This window comes from Klebsiella sp. 10-1 (assembly GCF_009758445.1).
Classification (GTDB): domain Bacteria; phylum Pseudomonadota; class Gammaproteobacteria; order Enterobacterales; family Enterobacteriaceae; genus Klebsiella; species Klebsiella scottii.
The window spans coordinates 749,500-774,512 of sequence record NZ_WQRE01000002.1 but is presented as its reverse complement, the minus strand read 5'-3'; the positions used below and the strand labels follow the sequence as shown (position 1 = coordinate 774,512).

Below are 25,013 nucleotides of genomic sequence, written 5' to 3'. Positions count from 1 at the left end.
GGATTATAGGCAATGGCTGAAAATCAATACTACGGCACTGGTCGCCGCAAAAGTTCCGCAGCTCGCGTTTTCATCAAACCGGGCAACGGCAAAATCGTTATCAACCAACGTTCTCTGGAACAGTACTTCGGTCGTGAAACTGCCCGCATGGTAGTTCGTCAGCCGCTGGAACTGGTCGACATGGTTGAGAAACTGGATCTGTACATCACCGTTAAAGGTGGTGGTATCTCTGGTCAGGCTGGTGCGATCCGTCACGGTATCACCCGCGCTCTGATGGAGTATGATGAGTCCCTGCGTGGCGAACTGCGTAAAGCTGGTTTCGTTACTCGTGATGCTCGTCAGGTTGAACGTAAGAAAGTCGGTCTGCGTAAAGCACGTCGTCGTCCTCAGTTCTCCAAACGTTAATTGTTTTCTGCTCACGCAGAACAATTTGCGAAAAAACCCGCTTCGGCGGGTTTTTTTATGGATAAAACGGTCGCTTTCCATGCCGAAGTCACCCATTCTTACCACTTTTTCAGCATTTCCAGAATCCCCTCACCACAACGTCGTCAAGATCTGGTAAACTATCATCCAATTTTCTGCCCAAATGCTGGTGATTGTTCGTTTTTTGTTTCTTTCATAAACGAGAATGTCTTCCCGCGAATGGGGTTTTTACATCTGGCTAGCCATGCGTGGCTGGTAGCAGTACAAAATTCTGAATATACCTGGAGGTTTTCATGGCTGTCGCTGCCAACAAACGTTCGGTAATGACGCTGTTTTCTGGTCCTACTGACATCTATAGCCACCAAGTCCGCATCGTGCTGGCAGAAAAAGGTGTTAGTTTTGAGATAGAACACGTGGAGAAGGATAACCCACCTCAGGATCTGATTGACCTCAACCCAAATCAAAGCGTACCGACGCTGGTGGATCGTGAGCTCACTCTGTGGGAATCCCGCATCATTATGGAATATCTGGATGAGCGTTTCCCACATCCGCCGTTAATGCCGGTTTATCCGGTGGCGCGTGGCGAAAGCCGTCTGTACATGCAACGTATCGAAAAAGACTGGTATTCGCTGATGAATACCATTCAGACCGGCACCGCCGCACAGGCTGATAACGCGCGTAAGCAGCTGCGTGAAGAGCTGCAGGCGATTGCGCCAGTCTTCACCCAGAAGCCATATTTCCTGAGCGACGAGTTCAGCCTGGTCGATTGCTACCTTGCACCGCTGCTGTGGCGTTTACCGGTACTCGGCGTAGAAGTGATTGGTGCCGGTGCGAAGGAGCTCAAGGGCTATATGACCCGCGTATTTGAACGTGACTCCTTCCTGGCTTCCTTAACTGAACCCGAGCGTGAAATGCGACTCGGTCGAGGCTAACCGATGGATGTATCGCAGCTAACGCCGCGTCGCCCGTACCTGCTACGGGCGTTCTATGAGTGGCTGCTGGATAACCAGCTGACTCCGCATCTGGTCGTCGATGTAACTCTGCCGAACGTTATGGTTCCGATGGAGTATGCACGCGACGGACAAATTGTTCTCAACATTGCTCCGCGCGCCGTCGGTAATCTGGAGCTGGCTAACGATGAAGTGCGCTTCAACGCCCGCTTTGGCGGCGTACCGCGCAATGTCTCCGTTCCGCTGGCTGCCGTACTGGCTATCTACGCGCGTGAAAACGGCGCGGGAACCATGTTCGAGCCGGAAGCGGCTTATGATGGGGACGCCATCAGCCTGAATGATGACGAAGCATCGTTAAGCAACGAGAACGAAACGGTAATGTCGGTGATTGACGGCGATAAGCCGGATAATCATGAGGACGACCCTGATGATACGCCGCCGCCTCGCGGTGGGCGACCGGCGCTACGCGTCGTGAAGTAATCCCATCTCGTCGATCGCAGATGACAGACCCTTCGGGGTCTGTTCTGTTTTTGACGCCGCAGCGGCGGTCATTGACTGCTCACGTAATAAAAAGCCCGCTGGCTCTCGCCTGCGGGCTTTGTCGTTTACTGAGCCCGGATGGATTGTTCATCCGGGCCCTGGCGTTACACTTCCAGGTAGTTCAGGATCCCGTCAGCCGCTTTGCGGCCTTCGGCAATCGCCGTAACCACCAGGTCAGAACCGCGCACGATATCGCCGCCGGCGAAGATCTTCGGGTTGCTGGTCTGGAACGCGTTTTCGTTACCTTCAGGGGCAATAATACGGCCCTGTGAGTCGAGCTCAACGCTGTGTTTCGCCAGCCATTCCATGCTGTGCGGACGGAAGCCAAACGCCATAACCACCGCATCTACCGGGATGACGTGCTCGGAACCGGCAACGATTTCGGCCCGACGGCGGCCCTTCGCATCCGGCTGGCCCATCTCGGTGCGCGCCATCTTCACGCCGCACACTTTACCGTTGGCATTCACTTCAACACCCAGCGGCTGAACGTTGAACTGGAACTCAACGCCCTCTTCACGCGCGTTTTTCACTTCGCGTTTGGAGCCCGGCATGTTCTCTTCGTCACGACGGTAGGCGCAGATAACGTGAGTTGCCCCCTGACGTATGGAGGTACGCACGCAGTCCATTGCGGTGTCGCCGCCGCCGAGAACCACGACGCGTTTGCCTTCCATGCTGACGTACGGCTCCTCCGGCGTTTCGCCAAAGCCCATCGTCTGCTTGGTGTTGGCAATCAGGAACGGCAGGGCATCATATACGCCGTTTGCATCTTCGTTTTCCAGTCCGCCACGCATCGACTGGTAGGTACCTACGCCGAGGAACACGGCATCGTACTCTTTCAGCAGATCGTCGAGCTGTACGTCACGGCCCACTTCAACGTTGAGTTTGAATTCAATCCCCATGCCGGTGAAAATTTCCCGGCGACGGGTCATGACCTCTTTTTCCAGCTTAAATGCCGGAATGCCGAAGGTCAGCAGGCCGCCGATTTCCGGATGGCGGTCGAATACCACGGCCTTCACGCCGTTGCGGGTCAGGACGTCAGCACAGGCGAGGCCCGCCGGGCCCGCACCAATGATGGCGACCGTTTTGCCGACCGGCTTGACGCCGGAAAGGTCGGGACGCCAGCCCATCTCGAACGCTTTATCGTTGATATAGCGCTCGATGTTGCCGATGGTCACTGCGCCAAACTCATCGTTCAGCGTACAGGAACCTTCACACAGGCGATCCTGTGGGCACACGCGGCCGCACACTTCCGGAAGGGTGTTGGTCTGATGCGACAGCTCTGCCGCTTCAAAAATACGACCCTCATTGGCAAGCTTCAGCCAGTTAGGGATGTAGTTGTGAACCGGGCATTTCCATTCACAGTACGGGTTGCCGCAGGACAGACAGCGGTCTGCCTGCGCCTTAGCCTGGCCCTCTGAAAACGGCTCGTAAATCTCGACAAATTCAATTTTACGGATCTTCAGCGGCTTTTTTGGCGGATCAACGCGCTGTAAGTCGATAAACTGGTATACGTTCTGGCTCATCTGAATTCCTTACTGCGCCTGCACACGCAGCTCTGCTGCGCTACGACTACGGTGACCCAACAGTGCTTTAACATCGCTGGACTTTGGTTTAACCAGCGCGAACTTCGCCGAGAAGGCCGGCCAGTTAGCCAGAATCTCTTCCCCGCGCGACGAGCCGGTCAGATGCACGTGTTCGGTAATCAAACCACGCAGATGCTCTTCGTGGATAGCAAGAGAGTCAACGTCCAGTACTTCCACCAGCTCCTGATTCACGCGTTTGCGGAAGTCGCCGGCTTCATCCAGCACGTAGGCGAAGCCGCCGGTCATCCCTGCGCCAAAGTTGACGCCGGTTTTACCGATCACGCAGACGATGCCGCCGGTCATGTATTCACAGCCGTTATCGCCGATGCCTTCAACGACGGTGATTGCGCCGGAGTTACGTACCGCAAAACGTTCACCTGCGCGCCCTGCTGCGTACAGGCGACCGCCGGTCGCGCCGTACAGGCAGGTATTGCCAATGATACTTGCTTCATGGCTGCGGAAGGCTGAGCCTACCGGAGGACGAATGGCGAGCAGGCCGCCGGCCATACCTTTACCCACGTAGTCGTTCGCATCGCCGGTCAGGTGCAGCTCCACGCCGCCGGCGTTCCACACGCCGAAGCTCTGGCCCGCGGTACCGCTGAAGTGGGCGGTGATCGGGTCGGCAGCCAGCCCCTGGTCGCCGTGAGTCTGGGCAATGTAGCCAGACAGCGAAGCGCCAACGGAGCGGTCGGTATTGCGGATATCAAACCAGAACGTTTTGCTCTGCTTGCCGTCAACAAACGGTTTTGCCTGCTGCAGCAGCTGCGCGTTCAGCACGCCGTTATCAAACGGCGGGTTGTTCTCGGTGCAGTACAGCGCTTTGCCCGCATGCGGCTCGGCGGTCTCCAGCAGTTTTGACAGATCCAGCTTCTGCTGCTTCGCGGTAAAGCCGTCCAGCACCTTCAGCAGATCGGTACGACCGATCAGATCCACCAGACGCTTCACGCCCAGCTGGGCCATCAGCTCGCGGGTTTCGCGGGCGATGAATTCAAAGTAGTTGGTCACTTTGAACGGCAGGCCGTGGTAGTGGTTCTTACGCAGTTTGTCATCCTGGGTCGCTACGCCGGTTGCGCAGTTGTTCAGATGGCAAATACGCAGATATTTACAGCCCAACGCCACCATCGGCCCGGTACCGAAGCCGAAGCTTTCCGCACCGAGAATCGCCGCTTTGATGATGTCGAGGCCGGTTTTCAGGCCGCCGTCCACCTGCAGGCGAATCTTATGCCGCAGGCCGTTGGCAACCAGCGCCTGCTGGGTTTCCACCAGGCCCAGCTCCCACGGACATCCCGCATACTTCACTGAAGAGAGCGGGCTGGCGCCGGTACCGCCGTCATAGCCGGCGATGGTGATAAGGTCGGCATAGGCTTTCGCCACGCCGGTCGCGATGGTGCCAACGCCCGGCTCGGAGACCAGCTTCACGGAAATCATCGCTTTCGGATTGACCTGTTTCAGGTCAAAAATCAGCTGCGCCAGATCTTCGATCGAGTAGATATCGTGATGCGGCGGCGGAGAAATCAGCGTGACGCCCGGTACCGAGTAGCGCAGTTTGGCAATGTACGGGGTGACTTTATCACCCGGCAGCTGGCCACCTTCGCCCGGTTTTGCGCCCTGAGCGACTTTAATCTGAATAACGTCGGCGTTAACCAGGTAAGCCGGCGTGACGCCGAAGCGGCCGGAAGCAACCTGCTTGATGCGCGACACTTTGTTGGTGCCGTAGCGCGCCGGATCTTCACCGCCTTCGCCGGAGTTGGAGAAGCCGCCGATGCTGTTCATCGCTTCCGCCAGCGATTCATGCGCTTCCGGGCTTAATGCGCCGATAGACATGGCTGCGGTATCGAAGCGTTTGTACAGCTCTTTTGCCGACTCAACGTGCGCGATATCGATCGCTTCATCGCCAGGATTCAGCGCCAGCAGATCGCGCAGGGTTGCGGCCGGGCGCTCGTTGACCAGCTGCGAATACTGCAGGTAATCGTGGTATTCACCGCTCTGAACCGCCTGCTGCAGCGTGCGTACGACGTCCGGGTTATAGGCGTGGTATTCGCCGCCGTGAACGTATTTCAGCAGACCGCCCTGGCCCAGCGGTTTGCGTACCAGCCAGGCGCGTTTCGACAGATTCAGCAGGTCCTGCTGGAAGTCGTCGAAGCCTGCGCCGCCGATACGGCTGACTACGCCGAGGAAGCAGAGATCGGAAACTTCGCGATGCAGGCCAACGGCTTCAAACAGCTTCGAGCAGCGATAGGACGCGATGGTCGAAATACCCATCTTCGACATGATCTTGTACAGACCTTTGTTGATGCCGTTACGGTAGTTCAGCATCACCGTGCGGTAATCTTTATCGATGGCTTTGCTATCGACCAGTCTTGCCAGCGTTTCATAGGCCAGATACGGATAGATAGCCGTTGCGCCGAAGCCCAACAGTACCGCGAAGTGGTGCGGGTCGCGGGCGCTGGCGGTTTCAACAATGATGTTGGCATCGCAGCGCAGGCTCTTATCGACCAGACGAGTCTGGATGGCGCCGACCGCCATTGGCGCCGGTACCGGCAGGCGATCTTTGGCAATGTTACGATCCGAAAGCACCAGCAGTACGGTACCGTTGCGTACCATCTGTTCCGCTTTGTCGCACAGCGCCTTCACCGTCTCGGCCAGGGTGGTTTCCGCGGCGTTAAAGGTGATATCCAGGGTATCGGCGCGATAGTGCTCCTCTTTCATGGTCGTGAGCTGTTTGAAATCAGAGTACAGCAGGATTGGCGATTTGAAGCTCAGGCGGTGCGCCTGGCCTTCCGCTTCGCAGAAGACGTTCATTTCGCGGCCAATGCTGGTGGCCAGAGACATCACGTGCGCTTCACGCAGCGGGTCGATCGGCGGGTTAGTCACCTGCGCGAACTGCTGGCGGAAGTAGTCGTAAATAATACGCGGCTGGCTTGAGAGCACGGCGAACGGCGTGTCGTCGCCCATGGAGCCGACGGCTTCCTGGCCGTTCTCGCCCAGCACGCGCAGCACGGAATCCAGCTCTTCAGCGCTGTAGTTAAACTGTTTCTGATAGCTGGCGAGCGTATCGTCATCCAGCTGGCGGCTGCCAACGTCTTCGTCAGGCAGGTCTTCAAACGGCACGAGGCGACGAACGTTTTTCTCCATCCACTCTTTGTAAGGGTGGCGGCTTTTCAGGTCGTCGTCGGTTTCCGCCGAGTGCAGAATACGGCCACCGCGGGTATCGATAACCATCAGTTCGCCAGGGCCAACGCGGCCTTTCTCAACCACTTCGTCAGGCTGATAATCCCAGATGCCCACTTCGGAAGCGCAGGTGATCAGCTTATCTTTGGTGATGACGTAGCGCGCCGGGCGCAGACCGTTACGGTCGAGGTTACAGGCAGCGTAGCGCCCATCGGACATGACGATGCCCGCCGGGCCGTCCCACGGCTCCATATGCATGGAGTTAAAGTCGAAGAACGCGCGCAGTTCCGGATCCATATCCGGGTTGTTCTGCCAGGCCGGCGGAACGAGCAGGCGCATCGCGCGAACGATATCCATCCCGCCTGCCAGCAGCAGTTCCAGCATGTTATCCATCGAGCTGGAGTCCGAGCCCGTTTCGTTGACGAACGGTGCGGCATCGTGCAGATCGGGGATCAGCGGGGTCTGGAACTTATAGGTACGCGCGCGTGCCCACTGGCGGTTGCCGGTGATGGTGTTGATTTCGCCGTTGTGCGCCAGGTAGCGGAACGGCTGCGCCAGCGGCCAGCGCGGCACGGTGTTGGTGGAAAAGCGCTGGTGGAACAGGCAGATTGCCGATTCCAGACGCAGGTCCGCAAGGTCCAGATAGAAGCGCGGCAAATCCGCCGGCATACACAGACCTTTATAGATATTCACCAGGTTCGACAGGCTGCAAACGTAAAAATCTTTATCATCCTGCAGGCGTTTTTCAAGGCGACGACGCGCGATGAACAGGCGACGTTCCATATCACGCGGGCGCCAGCCTGCCGGTGCGTTAACAAAAATTTGTTCGATACGGGGCAGCGAGGAGAGGGCGATTTCACCGAGAACCCCTTCGTTGGTTGGCACTTCGCGCCAGCCGACGATAGACAGGGTTTCACGTTGCAGTTCTTCTTCTACGATGCGGCGCGAGGCAGCAGCCAGTTCAGGATCTTTATTAAGGAACAGCATCCCAACGGCGTAATTTTTGGCTAAACGCCAGCCGCGTTCTTCCGCAACGATACGGAAGAAACGATCGGGTTTTTGCAGCAGCAAGCCACAACCGTCGCCGGTTTTACCATCGGCAAGAATCGCGCCGCGGTGCTGCATTCGGGCCAGTGCGTGTATAGCGGTACGCACTACCTTGTGGCTAGGTTCGCCTTCTATGTGGGCGATCAGGCCGAAACCACAGTTATCCCTCTCAAGGGATTTATCGTACAACATATCAGTGAACCTCCCCAGGCTCTACGGGACACCCTCCGATACCGATTGCGCACGGGCACAGAAAGAGCATGGCGACGGGGTTTGCACCTCGCATTCGCCCTCTTTAAATCCTTTTCGCATCGGTACGCAAGTTTGAGGACTTGCTGTAAGAGGGAATCTCAATTACTGCATAAATATGATGAGCAGAGAGCTCATCCAGAAAGCTTCCAGCGGATTCCCAACTTATCGGGAATCCACACTTACGTCAAATGGCAATCTTATTTATACAAAAATGTGCTATGAGGTGTTTAATGATATGATTATTAAAGATATTAACGGGTTTTTAACGCTATTGAAACGTACCGGGAAGCGTAATCTAGTGTGATCTGTCTCACTATATCGATAGCGGAACATTGTCGATCTGTGCTGAAGTGTCTTTTTATTGCAGAATATTTATCTGCTTATTATCTCTGGAGCCAGAAATAACACTGTTTTTAACCCCGGCGAAGATAATGGCAAACCAGAGGTTAAGTATAAGCAAAAGTCATCATAGAAATCGTGAATGAAATTGCAGTTATATTGAGTGTTTATGCAATGAGGTGAGCGGCCACTCTGACGATTGATCCAGGTCATCGCCGTAGGTGACTAAAAATGGCAGGCTTGGCCCCTTTTTTCAGGCCGGTCTATCAGATTATGCAGTTACAAAAATTAGTCAATATGTTTGGTGGGGATCTTATGCGCCGCTATGGCGAAAAGGTTCATAAACTGACGCTGCATGGTGGATTTAGCTGCCCAAATCGCGATGGCACCATCGGCAGAGGGGGCTGTACGTTCTGCAATGTCGCCTCTTTTGCCGACGAAGAGCAGCAGCACCGCTCGATTGCCGAGCAGCTGGCGCTTCAGGCGCAGCGGGTTAACCGCGCGAAGCGCTATCTGGCTTATTTTCAGGCCTACACCAGCACCTTTGCTGAAGTGCAGGTGCTGCGCGGGATGTATCAGCAGGCGGTGAGCCAGGCCAATATTGTCGGGCTCTGCGTTGGCACCCGTCCGGATTGTGTCCCCGCAGCGGTGCTGGACCTGCTGACGGAGTACCGGGAGCAGGGCTACGAGGTATGGCTGGAGCTGGGCCTGCAAACGGCGCACGACAAAACGCTGCGGCGGATTAACCGCGGCCATGATTTTGCCTGCTATCAGCGCACGACCCGACTGGCGAGAGCGCGCGGGCTAAAGGTGTGTTCACATTTGATTGTCGGGCTTCCGGGCGAAGGGCAGAGCCACTGCCTGCAAACGCTGGAGCAGGTTGTCGGAACCGGCGTGGATGGCATCAAGCTGCATCCTCTGCATATTGTCACCGGCAGCATTATGGCGAAAGCCTGGCAGGCCGGGCGTCTTAACGGCATTGCGCTGGATGACTATACCGTGACCGCCGGAGAGATGATTCGCCATACGCCGCCGGAGGTGATTTATCACCGAATCTCCGCCAGCGCCCGCCGTCCAACCCTGCTGGCGCCGCTGTGGTGCGAAAATCGCTGGACCGGGATGGTCGAACTGGATCGCTATCTGAACCAACACGGCGTGCAGGGTTCGGCGCTGGGACGCGCGTGGAACCCGCCCGCGGTGTAAGCCAGAACATGGCGCGGCGCCGGGGATAATTCAGCCGGCAGCCCGCACCGCTGCGGCCTGAAGTATGAAGAGGATCGGCATTTTTCGCACAACTTACGGCGCCTCGCTTAGAATTGGGTATTATTGTGCACAGTTGTGGCGAAGGAATCCCTTATGAAGCAAATCCGTATGCTGGCGCAGTACTATGTTGACCTGATGATGAAGCTAGGTCTGGTGCGTTTTTCCATGCTGTTAGCCCTGGCCCTGGTGGTGCTGGCGATTGTGGTACAGATGGCCGTTACGATGGTGCTGCACGGTCAGGTTGAAAGTATCGATGTGATCCGCTCTATCTTCTTTGGCCTGCTGATTACCCCGTGGGCGGTCTACTTTCTGTCGGTGGTGGTTGAGCAGCTGGAGGAGTCGCGACAGCGCCTCTCGAGGCTGGTGGAGAAGCTGGAGGAGATGCGCGAGCGGGATCTGAAGCTCACCGTGCAGCTCAAAGACAACATCGCGCAGCTCAATCAGGAGATTGGCGAGCGCGAGAAGGCGGAAGCGGAACGCGAAACGACGCTGGAACAGCTGAAGATCGAAATGAAAGAGCGTGAAGAGACGCAAATTCAGCTCGAACAGCAGTCCTCCTTCCTGCGCTCATTCCTCGACGCCTCGCCGGACCTTGTTTTTTATCGCAATGAAGATAAAGAATTTTCCGGATGTAACCGGGCGATGGAGCTGCTGACAGGTAAAAGCGAGAAGCAGCTTATTCACCTCAAGCCGCAGGATGTCTATAACGAGGAAGCGGCGGAGAAAGTGCTGGAAACGGATGAAAAGGTATTCCGACATAACGTCTCTCTGACCTATGAACAGTGGCTGGATTACCCGGACGGGCGCAAGGCCTGCTTCGAAATCCGCAAGGTTCCTTACTACGATCGCGTCGGCAAACGCCGTGGCCTGATGGGCTTCGGTCGCGATATTACCGAACGTAAGCGCTACCAGGACGCTCTGGAGCGCGCCAGCCGCGACAAGACGACCTTTATCTCAACCATCAGCCACGAGCTGCGTACGCCGCTTAACGGCATCGTGGGGCTCAGCCGCATCCTGCTGGATACCGAACTTACCGGCGAGCAGGAAAAATATCTGAAAACGATCCATGTATCGGCGGTGACGCTGGGCAATATCTTCAACGATATTATCGATATGGATAAGATGGAGCGGCGTAAGGTCCAGCTCGATAATCAGCCGGTCGACTTCACCAGCTTCCTCGCCGACCTCGAAAACCTCTCCGGCCTGCAGGCGCAGCAGAAAGGCCTGCGCTTTGTGATGGACCCGACGCTTCCGTTGCCGCATAAGGTGGTAACCGACGGTACCCGCCTGCGGCAGATCCTGTGGAACCTCATCAGTAACGCGGTCAAATTTACCCCTCAGGGCGGCAACGTGACCGTACGTATTCGCTACGATGAGGGCGATATTCTGCACTTTGAGGTTGAGGATTCCGGTATCGGCATCCCGCAAGCGGAGCAGGATAAAATCTTCGCGATGTACTACCAGGTTAAGGATAGCCACGGCGGGAAACCTGCCACCGGCACCGGGATTGGCCTGGCGGTGTCGCGCCGGCTGGCGCGCAATATGGGCGGCGACATCAACGTCACCAGCCAGCCGGGGCAGGGCGCAACCTTTACCTTAACCGTGCATGCGCCTGCGGTAGCGGAGGAAGTTGAAGACACGCTGGCGGACGATGAAATGCCGCTCCCGGCGCTGAACGTGCTGCTGGTTGAGGATATTGAGCTTAACGTGATTGTCGCCCGCTCGGTGCTGGAAAAGCTGGGCAACAGCGTCGATGTGGCGATGACCGGCAAAGCCGCGCTGGAGATGTTCGAACCCGGTGAATATGACCTGGTGCTGCTGGATATTCAGCTACCGGACATGACCGGCCTCGATATTTCGCGCCACCTGAAGCAGCGCTTTGCCGCCGACGAGCTGCCGCCGCTGGTGGCGCTCACGGCCAACGTCCTGAAGGACAAGAAAGAGTACCTGGATGCCGGCATGGATGATGTGCTGAGTAAACCGCTGTCGGTCCCGGCGCTAACCGCAATTATCAAAAAGTTCTGGGATTCGCCGGACGATGACCAGGATGAGGCGCCGGCCGCTGATATCGCGAAATCGGCGTCGGTGCTGGATATTCCGATGCTGGAGCAGTATATCGAGCTGGTGGGGCCGAAGCTTATCAACGACGGTCTGGCGGTTTTCGAGAAGATGATGCCGGGCTATCTGGCGGTGCTGGAGTCCAACCTCACCGCCCGCGACCAGAAAGGGATTGTCGATGAAGGCCATAAGATTAAGGGCGCCGCGGGCTCTATCGGCCTGCGCCACATTCAGCAGCTTGGACAGCAGATTCAGACGCCGGATCTGCCCGCGTGGTCAGATAACGTTGGTGAATGGGTTGAAGAGATGAAATCGGAGTGGCAGAACGATGTGGCCGTGCTGAAGGCGTGGGTTGCGGCGGCAGATAAAAAATGACCCCGGATAAACCGGGGTGCGCGAACACTGCGCCAACACCAGGGAACTGGTCGTTGCGCCACAATTTTTAGAGATATTTTTTACAGGGCGCAACCCGAGGATTTGGTTTGCTCGCTGATTAAGATAGCAAACCTTAAATTATTTGTTACATGAATCAGTCAAATATGTGAAGCAATGCGGGTAAATCAAAATTTTTGACTGGTTTCAGCAAGTTTGCACTAAGGAGCTGGGGTGATGAAAAAGATTGGTGTCGTATTAAGCGGTTGCGGTGTCTATGACGGCACGGAAATTCATGAGGCGGTTATTACCCTGCTGGCGATTGCTCGCGGCGGCGCCCAGGCGGTGTGCTTTGCTCCTGATAAAGCGCAAACGGATGTTATCAACCATCTGACCGGCGAGCTCCAGTCCGAAAGCCGCAACGTGCTGGTTGAAGCGGCGCGTATCGCCCGCGGTGAGATCCAGCCGCTGTCCGACGCCCGGGCCGATGATCTCGATGCGCTGATTGTTCCCGGCGGATTTGGCGCCGCGAAAAACCTCAGCAGCTTCGCCTCGCAGGGCGGTGAATGTACCGTGGACGACGAGCTGAAGGCGCTGACGCAGGCTATGCATCGGGCCGGTAAACCGCTGGGCTTTATCTGCATCGCGCCGGCGCTGCTGCCAAAAATCCTGCCCGCTCCGCTGCGGGTAACCATTGGCACCGATCTGGATACCGCCGAAGCGCTGGAAGATATGGGGGCCGAGCATGTGCCCTGTCCGGTAGATGACATTGTGGTTGATGAAGAGAATAAAGTCGTGACCACGCCGGCCTATATGCTGGCGCAGAATATAGCCGAAGCGGCGAGCGGGATTGAGAAACTGGTGGCGCGCGTGCTGGTTCTTACGGCATGAAGACCCGCTTTTCACCGCTGCGGATGGTAAAGCGTGGGCTGCTGCGCGTGCTGCTGGTTGCCGCCGCTTTTTGGGGGGGCGGTATAGCGCTGTTTAGCGTGCTGCCGGTGCCTTTCTCGGCGGTAATGCTGGAGCGGCAGGTCGGCGCCTGGCTGAGCGGTAATTTTCATTATGTCGCCCACTCCGATTGGGTGGGGATGGATGAGATATCGCCGTGGATGGGGCTGGCGGTGATGGCGGCTGAGGACCAAAAGTTCCCCGATCATTGGGGCTTTGATGTGCCGGCGATAGAAAAAGCGCTGGCGCATAATGAACGTAATGAAAACCGCGTTCGCGGCGCGTCGACCCTGTCTCAGCAGACGGCCAAAAACCTGTTTTTATGGGATGGTCGCAGCTGGCTGCGTAAGGGGCTGGAGGCCGGTCTGACGGTAGGGATAGAAACGGTATGGAGTAAAAAACGCATCCTCACCGTTTATCTGAATATCGCGGAGTTTGGCGAGGGGACGTTTGGCGTTGAAGCTGCGTCACAGCGCTACTTCCATAAGCCGGCAAGCAGGTTGACGCCTGCGGAAGCGGCGCTGCTGGCTGCCGTATTGCCTAATCCGATCCGCTTTCGCGCGGATGCGCCGTCGGGCTATGTTCGCAGTCGACAGGCGTGGATCTTACGTCAGATGCGTCAGCTCGGCGGAGAAGGGTTTATGCGGGAGAACAGGCTGTACTGATGCTGTCGGCAGTTGTTTTTCCCCGGTAAGCATCGCGCGACCGGGGGAATAACGCCAGCGTTAGTCTTCGTCAAAACCGGCGTTAAACAGCGCAATAACCGCGGCCAGCGCTTCGACTTCCTGCGGACCGTTGGCCTCAATCTCAATTTGCCGACCCTTCGCAGAGTCGAGCATCAGCAGAGCAATCACGCTATTGGCTTCCGCCTCCGTGCCCTCATCGTTGCGCAGCAGCACTTCAGCATCGAAATTTTGCATCAGCTCGAACAGCTTCATCGCCGGGCGAGCGTGCATGCCCAGCTTATTGGTGATCTCAACGCTCTGCTTTACGGTCATGATTTGCGTTTTTCCAGAGTCCGGTGACGCGACTGCACGTTTTTACCGCGCGAGCGGAAGTAGTCGGCCAGTTGTTCGGCGATATAGACCGAACGATGTTTACCGCCGGTACAACCGATAGCGACCGTCAGATAGCTGCGGTTATTGGTCTCCAGCATGGGTAACCATAGCTCAAGATAGCTGCGGGTCTGATAAATAAAGTTGTGAACTTCCGTGTGCCGGTCGAGGAAGGCGGCAACGGGCTTATCGAGGCCGGTCATCGGACGCAGCTTGGGGTCCCAGTGCGGGTTAGGCAGGAAGCGCACGTCGAAGACGTAATCGGCATCGATCGGAATACCGTGCTTAAAGCCAAAGGATTCAAAGACCATGGTGAGCTCGCGCTCGCGTTTGCCCAACAGGCGCGTGCGCAGCATTTCTGCCAGCTCATGTACCGACATTTCTGAGGTGTCGACAATCAGGTCGGCGCGGGAGCGCAGCGGCTCCAGCAGCGCGCTCTCTTCATCGATGGCGCTCTCAAGCGACAGGTTTTTACTCGAAAGCGGATGCAGGCGACGCGTGTCGCTGTAGCGACGAATCAGCGTGTTGCGATCGGCATCAAGGAACAGCAGCTGAGGAGAAAACGCCTCAGGCAGGTTCTTCATCGCCTGCTCAAAGATTTCTGGCGACTCCGGCATGTTGCGCACGTCAATGCTGACGGCGGCGGAAATGTTTCTGTCGGCCAGCGATCTCGCCAGTTCGGGCAGCAGCACTACCGGCAGGTTATCTACGCAGTAGAAGCCCATATCTTCCAGCGCCCGCAGGGCGACGGATTTCCCCGATCCTGAGCGGCCGCTGACGATCATCAGTACCATGTACCGTTTCTCCTCAGTACGATAAAGGGGAGGCTATGGCTCCCGTTATGCGTCATCGCTGCTTCCTGCTTCGGTGATAATCTCATACAGCTCTTCGTCGCTTTGCGCGGCGCGCAGGCGGCGGCAAATCGTTTTGTCCGCCAGCCGTTTTGCTACCAGCGACAGCGTATGCAAATGGGTTTTTGTCTGATCGGCCGGCACCAGAAGCGCAAACAGCAGATCGACGGGCTGATTGTCGATCGCATCAAAGGCGATCGGCGTTTCCAGCTGCACAAAAACGCCAACCGCGCGCAGCGTATCCTCTTCAAGCTTACCGTGCGGAATGGCGATGCCGTTGCCAATTCCGGTACTGCCCATTTTCTCGCGGGTGAGGATCGCTTCGAATACCACCTGGGACGGCAGACCTAGCTGCTTTGCCGCCAGCTCGCTGATGATCTCCAGCGCGCGTTTCTTGCTCTGGCAGTGCACCTGGCTACGGGTACATTCCTGGTTAAGGACATTGCTCAGTTGTAGAGCTGAATCGTTGTTCATCATAATTTCACCTGAGCTCGCTCCCTGCCAGCTGACGACAACAGCCGACGGCTGGCAGGGAGGATCGCCCGGACAATTAGTGTTGTTTTAGTTTATCTTTATGTTTTGTTAGCTGTCGTGCCAGCTTATCGATGAGACCATCGATAGCGGCATACATATCCTGCCCTTCCGCACTGGCATGGATTTCGCCACCGTTGACATGCAGATTGGCGTCCGCAATTTGCGTCACCTTCTCTACTTTTAACACAATATAGACCTGATTGATCCTGTCGAAAAACTGCTCCAGTTTGCTGAACTTCGCGTTGACGAACTCGCGCAGTGCCGGGGTTATTTCGACGTTGTGTCCTGTAATGTTGAGCTGCATAGTGTCTTCCTTATCGGTTGGGTCACACCAGCTGTTTACGCTGGTTAGACGGCGGAATGGATAAAGACTCTCGGTACTTAGCGACGGTGCGGCGCGCCACCATGATACCCTGTTCAGACAGAATGGTGGTGAGCTTACTGTCACTCAACGGCTTCGCGGGGTTCTCCGCGGCGATTAACTTCTTCACCAATGCGCGAATTGCGGTCGACGATGCCTCGCCTCCGCCTTCGGTGTTCACGTGGCTGGAGAAGAAATACTTCAGTTCAAAAATACCGCGCGGACTGTGCAGGTACTTTTGCGTGGTAACGCGTGAAATCGTCGATTCATGCATCTCGACGGCCTGAGCGATGTCCGCCAACACCATCGGTTTCATAAACTCTTCGCCCTGTTCAAAGAAGGCCTGCTGCTGTTCGACGATGCAGCGGCTGACGCGCAGCAGCGTATCGTTGCGGCTTTCCAGGCTTTTTATCAGCCAGCGGGCTTCCTGCAGGTTGCTGCGGATAAACTGGCTATCGGCATCGTTGCGCGTGCTGTTACCCATTGCGGCGTAGTGCTGGTTGATTTTCAGGCGCGGGATGCTATCGGAATTCAGCTCTACCACCCAGCGATCGCTGACCTTGCGCACCAGCACATCGGGAATCACGTATTCCGGTTCGCTGGTTTGGATCGACTGACCCGGGCGCGGATCTAACGACTGGATCAGATTAACCGCTTCTTTCAGAACGTCCTCTTTCAGCCGCGTGACGCGCATCAGGGAACGAAAGTCGTGGTTGGCGAGCAGATCGAGATGATCGCTGATGATGAGCCGGGCTTCTTCCAGCCACGGCGTCTCTTTGGCGTATTGTGATAGCTGAACCAGCAGGCAGTCGCGCAGATCTTTTGCCGCCACGCCAACCGGGTCGAAACGCTGGATGCGCTTGAGTACCGCTTCCACTTCTTCAAGGCCGATTTCGTCATCGTCGATGCTCTCGACAATATCTTCCAGGCGAATAGTGAGGTAACCGGTGTCATCAACGGCATCGACGATCGAGGTGGCGATCGCGCGGTCGGTATCGGTGAACGGCGTCAGCTCCACCTGCCACATCAGGTAATCCTGCAGGCTTTGGGTCGTTTCGCCTTGATAAATTGGCAGCTCGTCGTCCTGATAATCGACGCCGTTGCCCGACGGCGTGCCGGCGGTGTAGATTTCATCCCAGCTGGCGTCGAGCGGCAGCTCCTCCGGCATATCTTTTTGTTCAAGAGCGTCTACGCTATCCAGCGATTCGCGGTCCTCGACCTCTTTGGTTTCTACCTCATCGTGAAGATCGGTTTGCTCAAGCAACGGATTACTCTCCAGCGCCTGCTGGAGTTCCTGCTGGAGTTCTAACGTGGACAGCTGCAGCAAACGTATGGCCTGCTGCAGTTGTGGCGTCATGGCAAGCTGTTGGCTTAGCCTTAATTGCAAACCTTGCTTCATATTCAGGGCTAATATCTCCGGCTAAAACGTCTGTAACCTCTACCCTATCAGAGTCTGAAGTCTTCCCCAAGATACACGCGCTTAACCTGCTCGTCTTCAAGGATTTGCTGCGGTGTACCGTGGGCGATCAGGTGGCCCTGGCTGACGATATACGCGCGTTCGCAGACGGCCAGCGTTTCCCTGACGTTATGGTCGGTGATCAGCACGCCAAGACCGCTGTCGCGCAGGTGCTCGATGATGCGTTTGATATCGATAACCGAAATGGGGTCAACGCCGGCAAACGGTTCATCCAGAAGGATAAATTTAGGGTTCGCGGCCAGCGCGCGGGCAATTTCAACGCGGCGACGTTCGCCGCCGGAAAGCGCCTGACCGAGGCTATCGCGCAGATGCTCGATATGGAACTCTTCCATCAGTTCTTTCGCGCGATCGTCACGCTGTTCGCTGCTCAGATCGTCACGGATCTGCAGCACCGCCATCAGGTTGTCGTAGACGCTCAGGCGACGGAAAATCGAGGCTTCCTGCGGCAGGTAGCCAATGCCCCGGCGCGCGCGGGCGTGAAGCGGCAGCAGGCTGATATCTTCATCGTCGATGATAATATTACCGGCGTCGCGCGGCACGATCCCGACGACCATGTAGAAGGTGGTGGTTTTGCCGGCGCCGTTCGGGCCGAGCAGGCCGACAATCTCACCGGAGTTGACGGTCAGACTGACGTCTTCCACCACGCGGCGGCCTTTATAAGCTTTGGCGAGATTCTTTGCAGTTAATGTTGCCATAACGAATTACTTACCTTTCTTTGGCTGATCGGTGCCTTTGTCCTGCAGCTGCGAAGGAACCAGAACCGTAGTCACGCGCCCGCCTTTGTTGCTGAACGCCTGCATTTTCTGCTCTTTCACCAGATAGGTGATTTTGTCGCCCTGGATATTGCTATCGATCTGTTCCAGATGCGCATTGCCGGTCAGGACGACGAAATCATTTTGCAGTTCATAATGCATTTTTGACGCGCGGCCTTTAACCGGCTTGCCGTTATCCTGCATCTGGAAGAAGGTTGCCGGATTACCGTATCCGTCGATCACCTCTTTACCCCTCTCGCCGCCGGGACGAGTGACCACGACCTTATCGGCATTGATCTTGATGGTGCCCTGGGTCACGACGACATTACCGGTAAAGGTGACAACATTGCCCTGCATATCCAGCGACTGCTGATCGGATTCGATATGAATCGGCTGATCGGTGTCGCCAGTCTTTGCCAGTGCCGGCAGGCTGACGGCCAGTATGGCGCTGGCGAGCGCAATCTTAAGGCTGAGTTTGTTTGTTCTGAATTTCATAAGAGGTTCTAACCTTTTCAATCAGCTCGGCATTTTTGCTGCGCAGGTTCCCGCGCATTTTTAGGCCACTGGAATTAAATGTTGTCCCGTACAACGTCACCATGTCATCGGAGGTAACATCCTGCGTCACCAGGTTTATCTGGGCGTTATCCGTCGTAATTTTGCGCAGTTGAGAGTCTGGGCTTAGCGCATTTACCTCAACGTGCCCATAAAGATACAGCATACGATCGTTGGTCAGCTTGGCTTTATCCGCTTTGATTGACCAGCTCGGGGCTTTGTTGGTATCAAAGGTGGTCATCACCGGCTGAGTGAACCACGACAGCTCCTGCGCAGAAAAATACGCGACATGCTCGGCGATAAGGCGATAGTTAAGCGCCCCTTCCGGACTGTAAACGACGGTATCGGTATGCTCGCTGGTATAGGTTGGGTCATCAGGATTGACCTCCGGCTGAGCGGTATCGTCGGTACCCGCCAGGTTAAGGCCGATCAGGATCAGCGCGACCAGCGACAGTAAAATGATAACCCAACGTCTGGTTTTACTCATATTGATTGCCCTTTGGCCTCATCCAGCTTGCCCTGCGCCAATAGTAACAAATCGCAGACTTCGCGTACCGCTCCGCGCCCGCCGTTGATGCGGGTAACATAGTCTGCGCGTGGAAGCAGCAGCGGGTGCGCATCCGCCACTGCAACGCTTAAGCCTGTTTCTGCCATTACCGGCCAGTCGATCAGGTCGTCGCCAATATAGGCCACCTCGTCCGGACGGACGGCCAGCTTGCTTAATAAGTCACGGAAGGCCAGCAGCTTATCGGATTGCCCTTGATACAGATGCGTAATGCCTAACGTCTTACAGCGATCTTCTACCAGTTTAGCGTTTCGCCCGGTAATAATCGCCACTTCAATGCCTGAAGTCAGCGCGCAGCGGATCCCGTAGCCATCGCGTACGTTGAACGCTTTCAGCTCTTCGCCGTTGTTGCCCATATAGATAAGACCGTCGGAAAGCACGCCGTCAACGTCGAGGATCAGTAAACGGATCTTCGCCGCGCGTTCGAGAAATTCGGGGCTTACCGGTCCGTAGCAGGTCGCTAGCGGAGCATCAGCATTATTCATTATTTTATCCTTACTTACACTACGCCTGCGCGCAGGAGATCGTGCATATGTACCACACCCAACAGATGGTCGCCATCGGCAACTAATACGCAGGTGATATGACGGGCTTGCATCAGGTTCAGCGCATCGACCGCCAGAATGCCGGGACGGATGCGAATTCCACCCGGCGTCATGACCTCGGCGATGCCGGCATTACGCATATCGACCCCGGAATCGAACACCCGACGCAGGTCGCCGTCGGTGAAAATACCGATGATGTTCATGTCATCATCGCAGATAGCGGTCATGCCTAAATTTTTACGCGTGATTTCCAGCAGCGCGTCGCGCAGCGTGGCCTGCAGAGTAACGTGCGGGATTTCATCTCCGGTGTGCATGATATCATTGACCCGCAGCAGCAGCTTACGGCCCAGCGCGCCGCCGGGGTGGGAGAGCGCGAAATCTTCGGCGGTAAAGCCGCGGGCTTCCAGCAGCGCGACCGCCAGAGCGTCGCCCATCACCAGCGCCGCGGTAGTGCTTGACGTCGGGGCCAGGCCTAGCGGACAGGCTTCTTTTAGCACCTTCACGCACAGGTGGATATCCGCCGCGCGCGCCATGCTGCTTTCCGCACGGCTGGTCATGCAGATAAGCGGCACCCGCTGTCGCTTAAGTACGGGGATCAGCGCTAAAATTTCGTTCGACTCGCCGGAGTTCGACAGGGCGATAACAACGTCCTGCGGCGTGACCATGCCTAAATCGCCGTGGGCCGCTTCGCCGGGATGTACGAAGAACGATGGCGTACCGGTGCTGGCGAAGGTGGCTGCCATTTTACGCCCGATGTGGCCGGACTTGCCCATCCCCATGACCACCACTTTGCCGGCGCAGCGGAAAATCGTTTCGCAGGCGCGCGTAAAATCTTCATTAATGTATTGATCGAGCTGAGCCAGACCTTCACGTTCAATTTCCAGGACCTTGCGGCCTGCCTGTTGAAAGTCAAAATCCGTTGGCAAATCTATTTGCGACATAATGGTATCCCGATTCATTCACCAAAGAGCGGTGCTGCCCAGTACAGCATCGCCAACCAAACCACAAAACCGCCGACCAGCAGCGCCCCGGCGAGCCGGCTGGGCTGCCGTTTTCGGCGCCAGCACAGCAGGGCGAAAATTACGCTGACCAGCATCATGACGGCATAGTCGCGCGTAAACGCTTCGGGGGCGAAGGAGCCCGGCGCGATCAGCGCCGGCAGCCCGAGAACCAGGACGATATTAAGGATATTGGCGCCAATGATATTCCCGATGGCAATATCATCTTCCCCTTTACGTGCGCCAGCAATCGCGGTCGCCAGTTCCGGCAGGCTGGTGCCGATGGCGACCACCGTGAGGCCGACGGTCAGTTCGCTGATGGCGAAGTAGTTCGCCAGCACGGTGGCATTATCCACCACCATGCGGGTCGCCATCGGCATGACAATCATCGCCACCCCCAGCCACAGCAGGGCGACGGGAAGCGAACCTTCTCGCGGCAGCTCCGCTATCTGTTCCCGGGTCAGGCTATCGTTACCCTGACGTTCGGCGATGCGCGCTATTTTTACCGTGAACAGCAGCCATAGTATGGCTAACGCCAGTAAAAAAAGACCGTCCATGCGGGAGAGCTGACCGTCATACAGGACAAAGCTCGCGAGCAGGCTGACCAGCAACATTAGCGGCAGTTCGCGGCGCAGGATATCAGAATGTACGGTAAATGGATGAAGTAAGGCGGCGAGGCCAAGAATTAATAAGATATTGGTGATGTTCGATCCGATCGCCGTGCCGATGGCCAGATCGGTCTGTCCGTGCAGGGAGGCGGCCGCGGAGACGATGATCTCGGGCAGGCTGGTACCGATGCTCACCACCGTCATACCAATGATAAGCGGCGGGATCCCTATCATGCGGCACAGTATTGAAGCGGCGTAGACCAGACGATCGGCGCTGTAGACCACCAGCAGTAAACCAATTATTAACAGAGCCGTCGCTAAGAGCATCTAAAGTCCTTTCTTCAGGTATAATCGTCGCCTCGCTGACCGTCCGTACGCAGCGTAACGAATTCTTAATTTTGACTTTATGTTTGTCAAAAGTAAAACAAATGCCAGCTTTCGCTAACCCGGGCAGGTAAGATTCTGTAAAAATGTTGGGTTTATGGTGGAAGAAAGCACCATGCTTAGCCTGAGGGATGTTTTGTAAGGATGATTTTATGAGCCAAACTCTGGCGAATTTAGTCGAAGTACGCGGTATCAGCTTCTCCCGAGGCGATCGCGCGATCTTTGATGATATCTCGCTGTCAGTGCCGCGCGGTAAGATCACGGCGATCATGGGGCCATCGGGAATCGGTAAAACGACCCTGCTGCGCCTGATCGGCGGTCAAATCCCGCCGGATAGCGGCGAGATCCTGTTTGATGGCGAAAACGTGCCGCAGATGTCGCGTTCGCGCCTGTATACCGTGCGTAAGCGCATGAGCATGCTGTTCCAGTCAGGCGCGCTGTTCACCGATATGAACGTCTTTAATAACGTGGCCTATCCGCTGCGTGAGCACACTCATCTGCCCGAAGCGCTGCTGCATACTACCGTGATGATGAAGCTTGAGGCCGTTGGCCTGCGCGGAGCGGCAATGCTGATGCCTTCTGAGCTATCCGGTGGCATGGCGCGCCGCGCGGCGCTGGCAAGAGCTATTGCGCTGGAGCCGGATCTCATCATGTTCGACGAACCGTTTGTCGGGCAGGACCCCATCACTATGGGCGTGCTGGTTAAGCTGATTTCCGAACTCAATAGCACCCTGGGCGTTACGTGTATCGTGGTATCGCACGACGTACCGGAAGTGCTCAGTATTGCGGATTACGCCTATATCGTGGCCGACAAGAAAATTGTCGCCCACGGCAGCGCCCGCTCGCTGCGGGAAAATGCCGACCCTCGGGTTCGCCAGTTTATTGATGGTATCGCCGACGGCCCGGTGCCGTTCCGCTATCCGGCAGGCGACTATCAGCATGATTTATTAGGCATAGGGAGTTAAACGACTGATGCTGCTAAATATGCTGGCATCGCTCGGGCATCGGGGGATTAAAACCACCGCGGCTTTTGGGCGTGCCGGATTAATGCTTTTCAACGCCGTAGTGGGCAAGCCGGAGTTTCGTAAGCACGCGCCGCTGCTGGTGCGCCAGCTGTACAACGTTGGCGTGCTGTCGATGCTGATCATCATCGTGTCGGGGCTGTTCATCGGCATGGTGCTGGGCCTGCAGGGCTATCTGGTGTTGACCACCTACAGCGCGGAAACCAGTCTTGGTATGCTGGTGGCGCTCTCTCTGCTGCGCGAGCTGGGGCCGGTGGTTGCCGCGCTGCTGTTCGCCGGGCGTGCCGGCTCGGCGCTGACCGCCGAAATAGGGCTGATGCGCGCGACCGAACAGCTCTCAAGCATGGAGATGATGGCCGTCGATCCGCTGCGTCGCGTAATATCGCCGCGCTTCTGGGCCGGGGTGATCTCACTGCCGCTGCTGACGGTTATTTTTGTCGCGGTGGGGATCTGGGGCGGTTCGCTGGTTGGCGTTAACTGGAAAGGTATCGACAGCGGGTTCTTCTGGACCGCGATGCAAAATGCCGTCGACTGGCGAATGGATCTGGTTAACTGCCTGATTAAGAGTCTGGTTTTCGCCATTACGGTGACATGGGTAGCGTTATTTAACGGTTATGATGCTATCCCCACTTCCGCAGGGATTAGCCGGGCAACGACGCGCACCGTGGTGCATTCGTCGCTGGCGGTTCTGGGGCTGGATTTTGTGCTGACTGCGCTGATGTTTGGGAATTGAGTTCATGCAAACGAAAAAAAGTGAAATCTGGGTAGGCGTATTTTTACTGGTGGCGCTGCTGGCGGCGCTGTTTGTATGCCTGAAAGCAGCGAACGTGACCTCTCTGCGGACCGAGCCGACGTATCGTCTTTACGCGACGTTCGACAATATCGGTGGCCTGAAGGCGCGGTCGCCGGTACGCATTGGCGGCGTGGTCGTGGGCCGGGTGGCGGATATCACGCTCGATACAAAAACCTATCTGCCGCGGGTGGCCATCGATATCGATGAGAGCTACAACCATATTCCTGACTCCAGTTCGCTGGCCATTCGTACTTCGGGCCTGCTGGGCGAGCAGTACCTGGCTCTGAACATGGGTTTTGAAGACCCGGAGCTGGGGACATCTATCCTTAAAGACGGCGGGACGATTCAGGACACGAAATCGGCCATGGTTCTGGAAGATCTGATTGGCCAGTTCCTTTACAACAGTAAAGGCAGCGACAATAAGAATTCTGGCGATGATCCGATGGCCCAGGAAAGTCATACTGACGCAGCGCAGCCTGCCGCCACGACGCACTAATTTCAGGAGAGACCCGATATGTTTAAACGCTTACTGATGATCGCCATGCTGGCGATTGCGCCATTGACTGCTGCGACCGCAGCGGATCAGTCCAATCCGTACAAGCTGATGGATGAAGCCGCGCAGAAAACCTTCGACCGCCTGAAAAACGAGCAGCCGAAGATTCAGGCTAACCCGAACTATCTGCGCGAGATCGTCGACCAGGAGCTGATGCCGTATGTGCAGGTGAAGTACGCTGGCGCGCTGGTGCTGGGCCGTTATTACAAAGATGCGACCCCGGCGCAGCGTGAGGCCTACTTTACCGCCTTCCGCGAATATCTGAAGCAGGCATACGGTCAGGCGCTGGCGATGTATCACGGTCAGACCTATCAAATCGCGCCGGAACAGGCGCTGGGCGATGCGACCATCGTCCCTATCCGCGTGACGATCCTCGATCCTAACGGCCGTCCGCCGGTGCGCCTGGACTTCCAGTGGCGTAAAAACACCCAGACCGGCAACTGGCAGGCTTACGACATGATTGCTGAGGGGGTGAGCATGATCACCACCAAGCAGAACGAGTGGAGCGATCTGCTGCGTACTAAAGGCGTTGATGGCCTGACCGCGCAGCTGAAATCGATCTCCGCGCAGCCGATTACGCTGGAACAGAAAAAATAATGACCGGGCAGCTGAGCTGGACTCGCCGCGGCGACTGCCTGGCGCTGCAGGGGGAGCTGGACCAGGATCTGCTGGTCCCGCTCTGGGACGACCGTGCGCAGGCGACTGAAGGCGTATCGGCTATCGACCTGAGCGCGGTAACCCGGGTCGATACCGCCGGCCTTGCGCTGCTGGTGCATTTCGTGGCGCTGATTCGTCGTCAGGGCAGGGAGGCGCGGCTGATCGGCAAGAGCGATAATTTGCAAACGCTGGTCGGTCTTTACAACCTTCCTGCCGATATGATCCCATAGTTTTTCAGAGTGTTACTGCTGACGCTATCCGCAAAGCCTCATCAATATTTTCGATGGGGCTTTTTGCTTGTTTAAGACCGCGTCACTTTCCTCTAAGATGTTGGGCTATTTTCACTACCAGATAAAATTT

Annotated in this window: 25 protein-coding genes; 12 read left to right on the top strand and 13 right to left on the bottom strand. The window is 56.5% G+C overall.

The features are described 5' to 3' along the window. Positions 1-12: 12 nt before the first annotated feature. The 3 genes from rpsI to sspB all read left to right on the top strand — a co-directional run bounded on the left by rpsI (position 13) and on the right by sspB (position 1,853). Positions 13-405, top strand: coding sequence for a 30S ribosomal protein S9 (rpsI, locus tag GO007_RS11795; RefSeq protein WP_000829815.1), 393 nt, complete (start codon positions 13-15; stop codon positions 403-405). A 311-nt stretch (positions 406-716) separates the two neighbouring features. Beyond that, the gene (gene sspA / locus GO007_RS11790) at positions 717-1,355 is read left to right on the top strand and encodes a stringent starvation protein SspA (RefSeq protein ID WP_041147437.1); all 639 of its coding nucleotides are present in this window, start codon (positions 717-719) and stop codon (positions 1,353-1,355) included. 3 nt (positions 1,356-1,358) lie between these two features. Then, positions 1,359-1,853: a ClpXP protease specificity-enhancing factor gene (sspB, locus tag GO007_RS11785; RefSeq protein ID WP_095099960.1), complete on the top strand. Its 495-nt coding sequence runs from the start codon at positions 1,359-1,361 to the stop codon at positions 1,851-1,853. A gap of 164 nt (positions 1,854-2,017) precedes the next feature. Here sspB and GO007_RS11780 read toward each other — a convergent pair whose 3' ends face one another. Together GO007_RS11780 and gltB are read right to left on the bottom strand one after the other, a co-directional pair. After that, complete coding sequence (locus GO007_RS11780; RefSeq protein WP_095099957.1) at positions 2,018-3,436, bottom strand: glutamate synthase small subunit; 1,419 nt, start codon at positions 3,434-3,436, stop codon at positions 2,018-2,020. Positions 3,437-3,445: 9 nt separating this feature from the next. Beyond that, positions 3,446-7,906, bottom strand: coding sequence for a glutamate synthase large subunit (gene gltB, locus GO007_RS11775; RefSeq protein ID WP_095099955.1), 4,461 nt, complete (start codon positions 7,904-7,906; stop codon positions 3,446-3,448). Between the two features lie 672 nt (positions 7,907-8,578). Here gltB and mnmL point away from each other — a divergent pair. The 4 genes from mnmL (at position 8,579) to mtgA (ending at position 13,611) form a co-directional block, all read left to right on the top strand. Then, complete coding sequence (gene mnmL / locus GO007_RS11770; protein ID WP_143350163.1) at positions 8,579-9,508, top strand: tRNA modification radical SAM protein MnmL/YtqA; 930 nt, start codon at positions 8,579-8,581, stop codon at positions 9,506-9,508. A gap of 153 nt (positions 9,509-9,661) precedes the next feature. Beyond that, a complete protein-coding gene (gene arcB, locus GO007_RS11765; protein ID WP_095099946.1) occupies positions 9,662-12,001 on the top strand; it encodes an aerobic respiration two-component sensor histidine kinase ArcB in 2,340 nt (779 codons plus the stop codon). Positions 12,002-12,235: 234 nt separating this feature from the next. Continuing rightward, positions 12,236-12,889, top strand: a complete 654-nt coding sequence (gene elbB, locus GO007_RS11760) for an isoprenoid biosynthesis glyoxalase ElbB (RefSeq protein ID WP_095099943.1) — start codon at positions 12,236-12,238, stop codon at positions 12,887-12,889. Further along, positions 12,886-13,611, top strand: a complete 726-nt coding sequence (gene mtgA, locus GO007_RS11755) for a monofunctional biosynthetic peptidoglycan transglycosylase (protein WP_095099940.1) — start codon at positions 12,886-12,888, stop codon at positions 13,609-13,611. Before elbB ends, mtgA begins: the two co-directional genes overlap by 4 nt. 60 nt (positions 13,612-13,671) lie before the next feature. Here mtgA and npr read toward each other — a convergent pair whose 3' ends face one another. From npr to GO007_RS11700, 11 genes are all read right to left on the bottom strand, one after another. Beyond that, a complete protein-coding gene (gene npr / locus GO007_RS11750; protein WP_095099937.1) occupies positions 13,672-13,944 on the bottom strand; it encodes a PTS phosphocarrier protein NPr in 273 nt (90 codons plus the stop codon). Further along, positions 13,941-14,795 (bottom strand): RNase adapter RapZ, encoded by an 855-nt coding sequence (gene rapZ / locus GO007_RS11745; protein ID WP_004868172.1) that lies wholly within the window; start codon positions 14,793-14,795, stop codon positions 13,941-13,943. Before rapZ ends, npr begins: the two co-directional genes overlap by 4 nt. Positions 14,796-14,840: 45 nt before the next feature. Then, the gene (gene ptsN, locus GO007_RS11740) at positions 14,841-15,329 is read right to left on the bottom strand and encodes a PTS IIA-like nitrogen regulatory protein PtsN (RefSeq protein ID WP_041147421.1); all 489 of its coding nucleotides are present in this window, start codon (positions 15,327-15,329) and stop codon (positions 14,841-14,843) included. Positions 15,330-15,402: 73 nt separating this feature from the next. Then, positions 15,403-15,690, bottom strand: a complete 288-nt coding sequence (gene hpf, locus GO007_RS11735) for a ribosome hibernation promoting factor (RefSeq protein WP_004868168.1) — start codon at positions 15,688-15,690, stop codon at positions 15,403-15,405. Between the two features lie 22 nt (positions 15,691-15,712). Further along, the gene (gene rpoN / locus GO007_RS11730) at positions 15,713-17,146 is read right to left on the bottom strand and encodes an RNA polymerase factor sigma-54 (protein WP_095099934.1); all 1,434 of its coding nucleotides are present in this window, start codon (positions 17,144-17,146) and stop codon (positions 15,713-15,715) included. A 47-nt stretch (positions 17,147-17,193) separates the two neighbouring features. Continuing rightward, positions 17,194-17,919, bottom strand: a complete 726-nt coding sequence (gene lptB / locus GO007_RS11725) for an LPS export ABC transporter ATP-binding protein (RefSeq protein WP_045856575.1) — start codon at positions 17,917-17,919, stop codon at positions 17,194-17,196. A gap of 6 nt (positions 17,920-17,925) precedes the next feature. Beyond that, the gene (lptA, locus tag GO007_RS11720) at positions 17,926-18,471 is read right to left on the bottom strand and encodes a lipopolysaccharide ABC transporter substrate-binding protein LptA (protein WP_095099931.1); all 546 of its coding nucleotides are present in this window, start codon (positions 18,469-18,471) and stop codon (positions 17,926-17,928) included. Then, positions 18,440-19,015, bottom strand: a complete 576-nt coding sequence (lptC, locus tag GO007_RS11715) for an LPS export ABC transporter periplasmic protein LptC (protein ID WP_095099928.1) — start codon at positions 19,013-19,015, stop codon at positions 18,440-18,442. The genes lptA and lptC overlap by 32 nt, the downstream gene beginning before the upstream one ends. Continuing rightward, complete coding sequence (kdsC, locus tag GO007_RS11710) at positions 19,012-19,578, bottom strand: 3-deoxy-manno-octulosonate-8-phosphatase KdsC (protein WP_095099925.1); 567 nt, start codon at positions 19,576-19,578, stop codon at positions 19,012-19,014. The genes lptC and kdsC overlap by 4 nt, the downstream gene beginning before the upstream one ends. Before the next feature lie 14 nt (positions 19,579-19,592). Then, complete coding sequence (kdsD, locus tag GO007_RS11705; RefSeq protein WP_370525549.1) at positions 19,593-20,597, bottom strand: arabinose-5-phosphate isomerase KdsD; 1,005 nt, start codon at positions 20,595-20,597, stop codon at positions 19,593-19,595. Continuing rightward, complete coding sequence (locus GO007_RS11700) at positions 20,594-21,571, bottom strand: calcium/sodium antiporter (RefSeq protein WP_045856583.1); 978 nt, start codon at positions 21,569-21,571, stop codon at positions 20,594-20,596. Before GO007_RS11700 ends, kdsD begins: the two co-directional genes overlap by 4 nt. Before the next feature lie 209 nt (positions 21,572-21,780). Here GO007_RS11700 and mlaF point away from each other — a divergent pair, with 209 nt between their 5' ends. From mlaF to mlaB, 5 genes are read left to right on the top strand one after another with little or no spacing between them, the layout of a single operon-like run. Continuing rightward, positions 21,781-22,593: a phospholipid ABC transporter ATP-binding protein MlaF gene (mlaF, locus tag GO007_RS11695; RefSeq protein WP_095099923.1), complete on the top strand. Its 813-nt coding sequence runs from the start codon at positions 21,781-21,783 to the stop codon at positions 22,591-22,593. Positions 22,594-22,600: 7 nt separating this feature from the next. Next, positions 22,601-23,383, top strand: coding sequence for a lipid asymmetry maintenance ABC transporter permease subunit MlaE (mlaE, locus tag GO007_RS11690; RefSeq protein ID WP_041147414.1), 783 nt, complete (start codon positions 22,601-22,603; stop codon positions 23,381-23,383). A gap of 4 nt (positions 23,384-23,387) precedes the next feature. Beyond that, positions 23,388-23,939 (top strand): outer membrane lipid asymmetry maintenance protein MlaD, encoded by a 552-nt coding sequence (gene mlaD, locus GO007_RS11685; protein ID WP_095100128.1) that lies wholly within the window; start codon positions 23,388-23,390, stop codon positions 23,937-23,939. Positions 23,940-23,957: 18 nt separating this feature from the next. Further along, positions 23,958-24,593 carry a phospholipid-binding protein MlaC gene (mlaC, locus tag GO007_RS11680; protein ID WP_095099920.1) on the top strand — a complete coding sequence of 212 codons (636 nt, stop codon included), beginning with the start codon at positions 23,958-23,960 and terminating at the stop codon, positions 24,591-24,593. Continuing rightward, complete coding sequence (gene mlaB, locus GO007_RS11675) at positions 24,593-24,883, top strand: lipid asymmetry maintenance protein MlaB (protein WP_095099918.1); 291 nt, start codon at positions 24,593-24,595, stop codon at positions 24,881-24,883. The genes mlaC and mlaB overlap by 1 nt, the downstream gene beginning before the upstream one ends. Positions 24,884-25,013: the final 130 nt, after the last annotated feature.

Bases quoted from the DNA above. Each gene is read 5' to 3' on its own strand.
- elbB (WP_095099943.1), top strand. From the start codon at position 12,236: ATGAAAAAGATTGGTGTCGTATTAAGCGGTTGCGGTGTCTATGACGGC.
- rapZ (WP_004868172.1), bottom strand. From the start codon at position 14,795: ATGGTACTGATGATCGTCAGCGGCCGCTCAGGATCGGGGAAATCCGTC.
- lptA (WP_095099931.1), bottom strand. From the start codon at position 18,471: ATGAAATTCAGAACAAACAAACTCAGCCTTAAGATTGCGCTCGCCAGC.
- GO007_RS11700 (WP_045856583.1), bottom strand. From the start codon at position 21,571: ATGCTCTTAGCGACGGCTCTGTTAATAATTGGTTTACTGCTGGTGGTC.
- sspB (WP_095099960.1), top strand. From the start codon at position 1,359: ATGGATGTATCGCAGCTAACGCCGCGTCGCCCGTACCTGCTACGGGCG.
- gltB (WP_095099955.1), bottom strand. From the start codon at position 7,906: ATGTTGTACGATAAATCCCTTGAGAGGGATAACTGTGGTTTCGGCCTG.
- rpoN (WP_095099934.1), bottom strand. From the start codon at position 17,146: ATGAAGCAAGGTTTGCAATTAAGGCTAAGCCAACAGCTTGCCATGACG.
- ptsN (WP_041147421.1), bottom strand. From the start codon at position 15,329: ATGATGAACAACGATTCAGCTCTACAACTGAGCAATGTCCTTAACCAG.
- hpf (WP_004868168.1), bottom strand. From the start codon at position 15,690: ATGCAGCTCAACATTACAGGACACAACGTCGAAATAACCCCGGCACTG.
- mnmL (WP_143350163.1), top strand. From the start codon at position 8,579: ATGCAGTTACAAAAATTAGTCAATATGTTTGGTGGGGATCTTATGCGC.
- mlaD (WP_095100128.1), top strand. From the start codon at position 23,388: ATGCAAACGAAAAAAAGTGAAATCTGGGTAGGCGTATTTTTACTGGTG.
- lptC (WP_095099928.1), bottom strand. From the start codon at position 19,015: ATGAGTAAAACCAGACGTTGGGTTATCATTTTACTGTCGCTGGTCGCG.
- lptB (WP_045856575.1), bottom strand. From the start codon at position 17,919: ATGGCAACATTAACTGCAAAGAATCTCGCCAAAGCTTATAAAGGCCGC.
- mlaF (WP_095099923.1), top strand. From the start codon at position 21,781: ATGAGCCAAACTCTGGCGAATTTAGTCGAAGTACGCGGTATCAGCTTC.
- mlaB (WP_095099918.1), top strand. From the start codon at position 24,593: ATGACCGGGCAGCTGAGCTGGACTCGCCGCGGCGACTGCCTGGCGCTG.
- GO007_RS11780 (WP_095099957.1), bottom strand. From the start codon at position 3,436: ATGAGCCAGAACGTATACCAGTTTATCGACTTACAGCGCGTTGATCCG.
- kdsC (WP_095099925.1), bottom strand. From the start codon at position 19,578: ATGAATAATGCTGATGCTCCGCTAGCGACCTGCTACGGACCGGTAAGC.
- mtgA (WP_095099940.1), top strand. From the start codon at position 12,886: ATGAAGACCCGCTTTTCACCGCTGCGGATGGTAAAGCGTGGGCTGCTG.
- mlaC (WP_095099920.1), top strand. From the start codon at position 23,958: ATGTTTAAACGCTTACTGATGATCGCCATGCTGGCGATTGCGCCATTG.
- arcB (WP_095099946.1), top strand. From the start codon at position 9,662: ATGAAGCAAATCCGTATGCTGGCGCAGTACTATGTTGACCTGATGATG.
- sspA (WP_041147437.1), top strand. From the start codon at position 717: ATGGCTGTCGCTGCCAACAAACGTTCGGTAATGACGCTGTTTTCTGGT.
- rpsI (WP_000829815.1), top strand. From the start codon at position 13: ATGGCTGAAAATCAATACTACGGCACTGGTCGCCGCAAAAGTTCCGCA.
- kdsD (WP_370525549.1), bottom strand. From the start codon at position 20,597: ATGAATCGGGATACCATTATGTCGCAAATAGATTTGCCAACGGATTTT.
- mlaE (WP_041147414.1), top strand. From the start codon at position 22,601: ATGCTGCTAAATATGCTGGCATCGCTCGGGCATCGGGGGATTAAAACC.
- npr (WP_095099937.1), bottom strand. From the start codon at position 13,944: ATGACCGTAAAGCAGAGCGTTGAGATCACCAATAAGCTGGGCATGCAC.